Raw genomic sequence first — 6,773 nt, 5'->3', positions numbered from 1 at the left:
AAACCCCCGCCGGTATCGGCGGGGTCGCGTCAGTATCATGCCGGCGGAGCCGCGGCCGTTCAGACAGCCATCAATAGGCGTCGTCTTCGTCGTCCTTGGGCGCATTGCGCATGGAGCTGAGCTTGGCGAAGACGGCCGCCGCGTCGAGTTCCTCGCTCTTGTTCGAGCGGTCGTCGTAATTCTGGGTCTGCGCGGCGGCGAGCAGGCGCTCTTCCTCGGCCTGTTCCGGGCGCGGAAGCCCGCGCGACGCCTTCTCGACCTCGAGGTCCAGATCGATCTGCGAGCACAGGCCCAGCGTCACCGGGTCCATCGGCTGCAGGCTCGCGGAGTTCCAGTGGGTCCGCTCGCGGATCTGCTCGATCGTGTGCTTGGTCGTGCCGACCAGGCGCGAAATCTGTGCATCCTTGAGTTCGGGATGATTGCGGACCAGCCACAGAATGGCGTTCGGGCGGTCCTGACGCTTGGAGACCGGCGTGTAGCGCGGCCCCTTGCGCTTGGATTCCGGAACGCGGACCTTGGGCGGCGCGAGCTTCAGCCGGTAATTGGAATCCTCCTCGGCGCGCTTGATCTCCTCGCGCGAGAGTTGGCCCGTGATGACCGGATCCAGCCCCTTGATACCCTGGGCGGACTCGCCGTCGGCAATCGCCTTGATCTCGAGCGGATGCATTTTGCAGAACTCGGCGATCTGGTCGAAAGACAGAGCGGTGTTGTCGACAAGCCAGACCGCCGTCGCCTTGGGCATCAGAAGCTGCTGAGCCATGAATAAAGGTCTCCTGTTCGCCCGCTCCTTGGAACGGGCCGTGGACTTGAGCCACATGTCGGGAATTCGCGGCGAGTATAGGGACTGGCTCCGCGCTCCGCAAGGAAGCGCGCGCCAAAATCCGGCATGGCCCTCAGCCCGCCTGCCCGGCCGCCGTCACCAGCACCACCTTGCCGAAATGATCCTCGTCCATGGCCCGGTGCGCCTCTGCGGCCTGTTCCAGCGGGAAGACCACGTCGATGATCGGCCGCATCTGGCCAACCTCGACAAGCGGCAGGACATGCGCGCGGATCGCATCGGCGATGGCCGCCTTGACCGACGCGTCCCGCGCCCGCAGCGTCGAGCCCGTGACGGTGATCCTGCGCACCATCAGGCGGTTGATATCGAGCTGTGCCGTCTTGCCGCGCAGATGCGCGATCTGCACGATGCGCCCGTCCTCGGCCACGCAGCGCATGTTGCGCTCCAGATAATCGCCGCCGACCATGTCCAGGATCACATCTGCGCCGGCGCCACCTGTCGCGCCCATCACCGCCTCGACGAAATCCTCTTCCCGATAGTTGACGGCGCCGTCCGCACCCAGTTCCAGCAGCCGGCGGCACTTTTCGGCCGTTCCGGCGGTGGCCAGGACCCGCGCGCCACGCGCCCGGGCCAGCTGGATCGCCACGGTGCCGATGCCCGACGCACCGCCATGGACGAGGAGCGTTTCGCCGGCCATGAGCCGGCCGCGCTCGATCACATTGTGCCAGACGGTGAAGAAGGTCTCCGGAATGGCCGCCGCTTCCACCATCGACAGATTGGCGGGCACGGGCAGCACACTGCCGGCCGGCGCCAGGGCCTGCTCGGCATAGCCCCCGCCCGAAAGCAGCGCCATGACGCGGTCGCCGACGCGCACGTTGGTCACTGCCGAACCCACCGCATCCACGGTGCCCGCCACTTCCAGGCCCGGCCAATCCGGCGCACCTGCCGGCGGCGGGTAATGCCCGAGCCGCTGCAGGACGTCGGGCCGGTTCACGCCGGCGGCATGCACGGCGATGGACACGTCGCCCTCGCCCGGGATCAGGCGCGGCCTGTCCTCGACCACGAGCCCTTCCGGACCCCCGAACTGCCGGATCATGACGATCTTCATCGGACCAACCTTTCCTGCTTTTCCACAGAAGCTTAACGGGAATTAACCAACCGACCAGTCCCCGGTTGCCTTGCGGCCCGTCCGGACGCACTTTCCACCTTCGACCGGACGCAGCGATTCCGTCGCGCCCTGCAACCTGAACTCGAGTTTGCCGTTTTCCGATCCATGAACACAGGCTTCACCGACGAACGCACCGCCACAGGCCTGGTCCGGCTGGCGGAGCGGCATGCCCAGGGACATTCGTTCCAGGCCCTCTTCCGCGAGGGGATGGACCTCGTCGACGAAACGGCGACCTATCTGGACGGCGAAGGCCGCGATGCCGCCGAGGCGCTCGGCAAGTCGGCCGCGACGCTCTACGCCGCGGAGTCGATGCGCCTGACGACGCGGCTCATGCATCTGGCCTCCTGGCTGCTGCTCCAGCGCGCCGCCATTCAGGGCGAGATGACAGCCGAACAGGTGGCCGCCGAAAAGGCCAAGGTGCGCCTGGAAGGCGGGTCGGCATCCATGGATTCGCGCAGCTATGCCGAGCTTCCACCCCGCTTCGTCGACCTTGTCGAACGGACCGATCGGCTGGAGGGGCGGGTTCGTCGGCTGGATCGCGATCTTTCGCCGGCCGCGTCCCTGCAGGATCAGCCGGCCCGCAACGCCGTGGCCGAACAGATCGATCTTCTGCGGACGGCCTTCTCCTTCTGAGTGCCCCGCCACCCTTCCGGGGGTCTGCGCAGGCGCGCCGTAGTAGCCAATAAAAAACCCGGCGCGAGGCCGGGTTTTTCGTAACTGCTGCCCTGCGGCAAAGATCAGATGCCGAGGCCTTCGTAGCGCTTCTTGAAGCGCGACACGCGGCCACCGCGGTCCATGAGCTGCTGGTTGCCGCCGGTCCAGGCCGGGTGGCTGCTGGGGTCGATGTCGAGGTTCAGCTTGTCGCCTTCCTTGCCCCAGGTCGAACGGGTCTGATACTCGGTCCCGTTGGTCATCACGACGGTGATGGTGTGGTAGTCCGGATGAATGTTGGCTCTCATGTTTCCTGATCCTTCAGCGTCGGCCACGCGCCGCACCGGACCGGACCCGGGCGGCCGAGACTCGGCTTGCGGGGAACCCATGCGCGCAAAAGCTTCCAAATTCGAGGGTGAGCCTATACATCAGCGGCCCATATGGCACAAGGGCAGGCAGAGGGAGAGTTGACCGTGGCGCAAACAGATGCCGGAGACGTCGGTGCGCCGGGTTCCGCGGCCGCAACCGCAAAGCGCCGGCGCGATCTTGGCCCCTTGCGCAACCTCCTCCCCTATTTCGCGCGGCATCGCCGCCTGGTGGCGGGGGCGATCGTCTTTCTGCTGCTCGCCTCCGTGACGACCCTGTCCCTGCCCCTGGCGGTCCGCCGCGTCCTCGACCTCGGCTTCGAATCGCCCGACACGCGCTTCGTCGATACTTATTTCGCCATGTTGACGGTGCTGGCCGCGGTTCTGGCCGTTGCCAGCGCCGGGCGCTATTATTTCGTGGTCACGCTGGGCGAGCGCATCGTGGCGGAACTGCGCAAGGACGTGTTCTCCCGCGTCACCCGCCTGTCGCAGGATTTCTACGACCGGACCATGTCGGGAGAGATCGTATCGCGGCTGACTGCCGATACGACGCAGGTCAAATCCGCCGTCGGCTCCACCGCTTCCCTGGCACTGCGCAATGCGATCCTGGTGACAGGATCGCTGGTGATGATGGTCATCACGGCACCGGCGCTGTCGGCCATCGTCATCGCGGTCATCCCCATCATCGTCATTCCGCTCATCGCCATCGGCCGGTCGGTGCGCAAGCGCTCGCGCGCGGCACAGGACACGCTGGCAACCGCCAGCGCCTACGCGACGGAGGCGATCGGGGCCATGCGCACCGTGCAGGCCTTCACGGGAGAATCGCACGCCACCGGGCGCTACGGACAGGCGGTGGACGATGCCTTCGAGGCAGCACGCGCCTCCATCCGCGCCCGCGCCTTCCTGACGGCCTTTGCGATCTTCCTGGTCTTCACCTCCATCGTCGTGGTCCTGTGGATCGGCTCGCAGCAGGTGATCACCGGCGCCATGTCCGCCGGAACGCTCGGACAATTCCTGCTCTATGCGGTTTTTGCGGCCAGTTCGCTTGGGCAGTTGTCCGAAGTCTGGGGCGATCTTGCCCTGGCGGCCGGCGCCACCGAACGGCTGACCGAGCTGATGGCGGAGGAGCCCACGGTGCGCGACGTTGCGCAGCCGCTGGCCCTGCCCGAGCCGCCGCGCGGCGCGCTGACCTTCGAGAACGTGTCCTTCGCCTATCCCATGGCCGGCTTGCCCACCCTGTCGAATGTCAGCTTCACCGTCCGCCCGGGCGAGACGGTGGCGATCGTCGGCCCCTCCGGCGCCGGCAAGTCGACGCTGTTTGCGCTCATGGAGCGCTTCTACGACCCGACGGCCGGCCGCATCACCCTGGACGGCGTCGACATATCGCATGCGCAACTGTCCGCCCTGCGGCGGCGGCTGGCCCTCGTCCCGCAGGATGTGGCGGCCTTTGCCGCCAGTGTTGCGGACAACATCGCCTTCGGCAGCCCAAGCGCCACGCGGGACGAGGTCCTGGCCGCTGCGCAGGCCGCCCATGCCGACGGTTTCGTCCGCGCCTTGCCCGATGGCTACGACACGCTGGTCGGCGAGCGCGGGGTCACGCTGTCCGGCGGCCAGCGCCAGCGCCTCGCCATCGCGCGGGCCATTCTGCGCGATGCGCCCGTCCTGCTTCTGGACGAGGCGACCTCCGCCCTCGACTCGCAAAGCGAGACAGCCGTGCAGGCCGGGCTGGAACGGCTGATGAAGGACCGGACCACCCTCGTCATCGCCCATCGCCTGGCGACCGTCATGAAGGCGGACCGGATCCTCGTCCTGTCGGCCGGGCGGATCGTCGAGGAAGGCCATCATGGCGAGCTGATCGAACGGGGCGGCCTCTATGCGGAACTGGCCCGCATGCAGTTCCGCGAGCCGCTTCGCCCCGCGCCGGACGCGGGAATTGCCGCCGTGCCGTCTGAATGCCGTAGTCTTGGATAGGATCGCGCCGACGCGACTTCAAATGGAAGCCTATGACGGCACGCAGCTTCTTGCTCCATCTCGGCCTGATCACGACGCTCCTCACCCCGGCCAGCGCCGTGGCGGACGAGGATTCCGTGGCCGTCCGTCGCTGTGAAGCCGCCGTGCTCGGAGCGATCCAGAATCCGAACAGCTATCAGCGCATGGCGGTCGATGAGCAGCGCGACACCGCTTCCACCGCCTATACGATGACGATCGCCTTCGAGGCCGCGAATATTTACGGCACGCCGATCGCCGCCAAGGCCATGTGCTACTTCCGCCGCGTCACCCCCTCCCCGCGCGAGGAACAGGCCTGCCCCGGCTGCGAGGTCTTCGTCATGGACGGGCTGAACATCGCCGGCGGTTTCCGGCCGGAGGGCGGCACGCAGCCGCGCATCCTGTCGGACGGCGGTTCCTGACGGGTCTCGGCCGCATCAGGAGGCCTTCTTCTCCGCGTTGCGCTTGCGGGTGGCCGCGGCCTTGCGGGCAGAGGCGGATCGCTCCTCGGCCGTGCGCGAGGCGCTGGCCTTGCCCCCGCTCTTGCCACCCTTATGCGCCGCCGGATGGCCCGTTTGCGTGCCGCGGCCGGAGCCGCCGGGCTTCTTGCCACCGCCATCATCCTTGTTGACGGTGGCCCAGGCGCGCCGTTCGGCCTCCTTCTCGCTCAGGCCACGGTCTTCGTAGCCTTCGGCGATATGCTCGGCCTTGCGTTCCTGCTTGTCGGTGTATTTCGACTTGTCACCACGGGGCATGTCCAGCCTCCCTCGGTCCACATGCCGAGAGAACGGGGCAGGCTGGCCGGGCGTTCCCACCCGATCAGCCCTGGTGGTTGCGCCGGCTCAAATGCTTTTCCCATTCGAAGGCATGGGTGGCGATCAGCGGCAGGTCGTCATAACGGGGCGTCCAGCCGGTCATCTGCCGCAGATGGTCGGAATCGGCCACGATGCTGGGCGGATCGCCGGCGCGGCGCGGCCCTTCGGTCACGTTCAACGGCAGGCCGGTCGTCGACTGGACGACGTCCAGCACCTCGCGCACCGAGAAGCCGCGTCCATAGCCGACATTGGCCGTCAGATTGCCCTTGCCGGCGCGCAGATGGTCGAGCGCGGCGATATGCGCGTCGATAAGGTCGGACACGTGGATATAGTCGCGGATGGCGGTGCCGTCGGGGGTCGGATAGTCCGTTCCGAAGATCTGCATGCCAGGCCGCTTGTTCAGGACGGTCTCGACGGCGATCTTGACGAGATGGGTGGAGTTGAACGTCGACTCGCCCGAGCGCCCCTGCGGATCGGCTCCCGCGACGTTGAAATAGCGCAGCGCCGCGTAGCCGAGCCCATGAGCGCTCGACGCATCCTCCAGCATGATCTCGCTCATCAGCTTGGACCGGCCATAGGGCGACATGGGGTTAAGCCGCGCATCCTCACGTACCGGCTCCTGCCCCGCCATGCCGTAGACGGCTGCGGTCGAGGAAAAGATGAAATGCGGCACGCCGGCTCGCACGGCAACCTCGATCAGGTCCCGCGTGCGGGCGGTGTTGTTGGCATAATAGAGGAGCGGCTCGCGGACCGATTCCCCCACCAGGAGCGAGGCCGCGAAATGCGCGATGGCGTCGATCTTATGCTCGCCGATCAGCCGTTCCACCAGCGCCGTATCGCCGATATCGCCTTCCACGAGGTGCGCATGCGGCGAAACGCAGAAAGCGTGGCCCGTCGACAGATTGTCCAGGACGATGACCTCTTCGCCCCGGTCGATCAGGCCCAGCACCATATGACTGCCGATATAGCCGGCTCCGCCGGTAACGAGAACGCTCATGACCCCTCCATGT

At 67.0% G+C, this 6,773-nt stretch carries 8 protein-coding genes; 3 read left to right on the top strand and 5 right to left on the bottom strand.

Annotated features, from left to right (window positions below; translation table 11 throughout):
* Positions 1 to 70: 70 nt before the first annotated feature.
* Both AUL30_RS14880 and AUL30_RS14875 read right to left on the bottom strand, forming a co-directional pair.
* Positions 71 to 760 (bottom strand): DUF1013 domain-containing protein, encoded by a 690-nt coding sequence (locus AUL30_RS14880; RefSeq protein ID WP_062228683.1) that lies wholly within the window; start codon positions 758 to 760, stop codon positions 71 to 73.
* 133 nt (positions 761 to 893) lie between these two features.
* Entirely contained in the window at positions 894 to 1,886 is a 993-nt protein-coding gene (locus AUL30_RS14875; RefSeq protein ID WP_062228682.1) for an NAD(P)H-quinone oxidoreductase, read from the bottom strand.
* A gap of 165 nt (positions 1,887 to 2,051) precedes the next feature.
* Between AUL30_RS14875 and rcdA the strand changes: the two genes are divergently transcribed.
* Positions 2,052 to 2,579: a protease adaptor protein RcdA gene (rcdA, locus tag AUL30_RS14870; RefSeq protein WP_062228681.1), complete on the top strand. Its 528-nt coding sequence runs from the start codon at positions 2,052 to 2,054 to the stop codon at positions 2,577 to 2,579.
* 104 nt (positions 2,580 to 2,683) lie between these two features.
* On the opposite strand, the gene rpmE is transcribed toward rcdA, so the two are convergent.
* The gene (gene rpmE, locus AUL30_RS14865) at positions 2,684 to 2,905 is read right to left on the bottom strand and encodes a 50S ribosomal protein L31 (protein ID WP_062228680.1); all 222 of its coding nucleotides are present in this window, start codon (positions 2,903 to 2,905) and stop codon (positions 2,684 to 2,686) included.
* 165 nt (positions 2,906 to 3,070) lie between these two features.
* Here rpmE and AUL30_RS14860 point away from each other — a divergent pair, with 165 nt between their 5' ends.
* Complete coding sequence (locus tag AUL30_RS14860) at positions 3,071 to 4,933, top strand: ABC transporter transmembrane domain-containing protein (protein WP_062228698.1); 1,863 nt, start codon at positions 3,071 to 3,073, stop codon at positions 4,931 to 4,933.
* 32 nt (positions 4,934 to 4,965) lie between these two features.
* Positions 4,966 to 5,370 (top strand): hypothetical protein, encoded by a 405-nt coding sequence (locus AUL30_RS14855; protein ID WP_062228679.1) that lies wholly within the window; start codon positions 4,966 to 4,968, stop codon positions 5,368 to 5,370.
* Between the two features lie 15 nt (positions 5,371 to 5,385).
* Here AUL30_RS14855 and AUL30_RS14850 read toward each other — a convergent pair whose 3' ends face one another.
* Both AUL30_RS14850 and galE read right to left on the bottom strand, forming a co-directional pair.
* Positions 5,386 to 5,703 (bottom strand): hypothetical protein, encoded by a 318-nt coding sequence (locus tag AUL30_RS14850; RefSeq protein ID WP_062228678.1) that lies wholly within the window; start codon positions 5,701 to 5,703, stop codon positions 5,386 to 5,388.
* Between the two features lie 64 nt (positions 5,704 to 5,767).
* On the bottom strand, positions 5,768 to 6,760 hold the full coding sequence (galE, locus tag AUL30_RS14845; protein WP_062228677.1) for a UDP-glucose 4-epimerase GalE: 993 nt from the start codon (positions 6,758 to 6,760) through the stop codon (positions 5,768 to 5,770).
* Positions 6,761 to 6,773 lie beyond the last annotated feature (13 nt).

The organism is Aureimonas frigidaquae (genome assembly GCF_001463905.1).
GTDB classification, from domain to species: domain Bacteria; phylum Pseudomonadota; class Alphaproteobacteria; order Rhizobiales; family Rhizobiaceae; genus Aureimonas; species Aureimonas frigidaquae.
The sequence above is the reverse complement of the archived record's forward strand: the minus strand, read 5'-3'. Positions and strand labels throughout refer to the sequence as shown.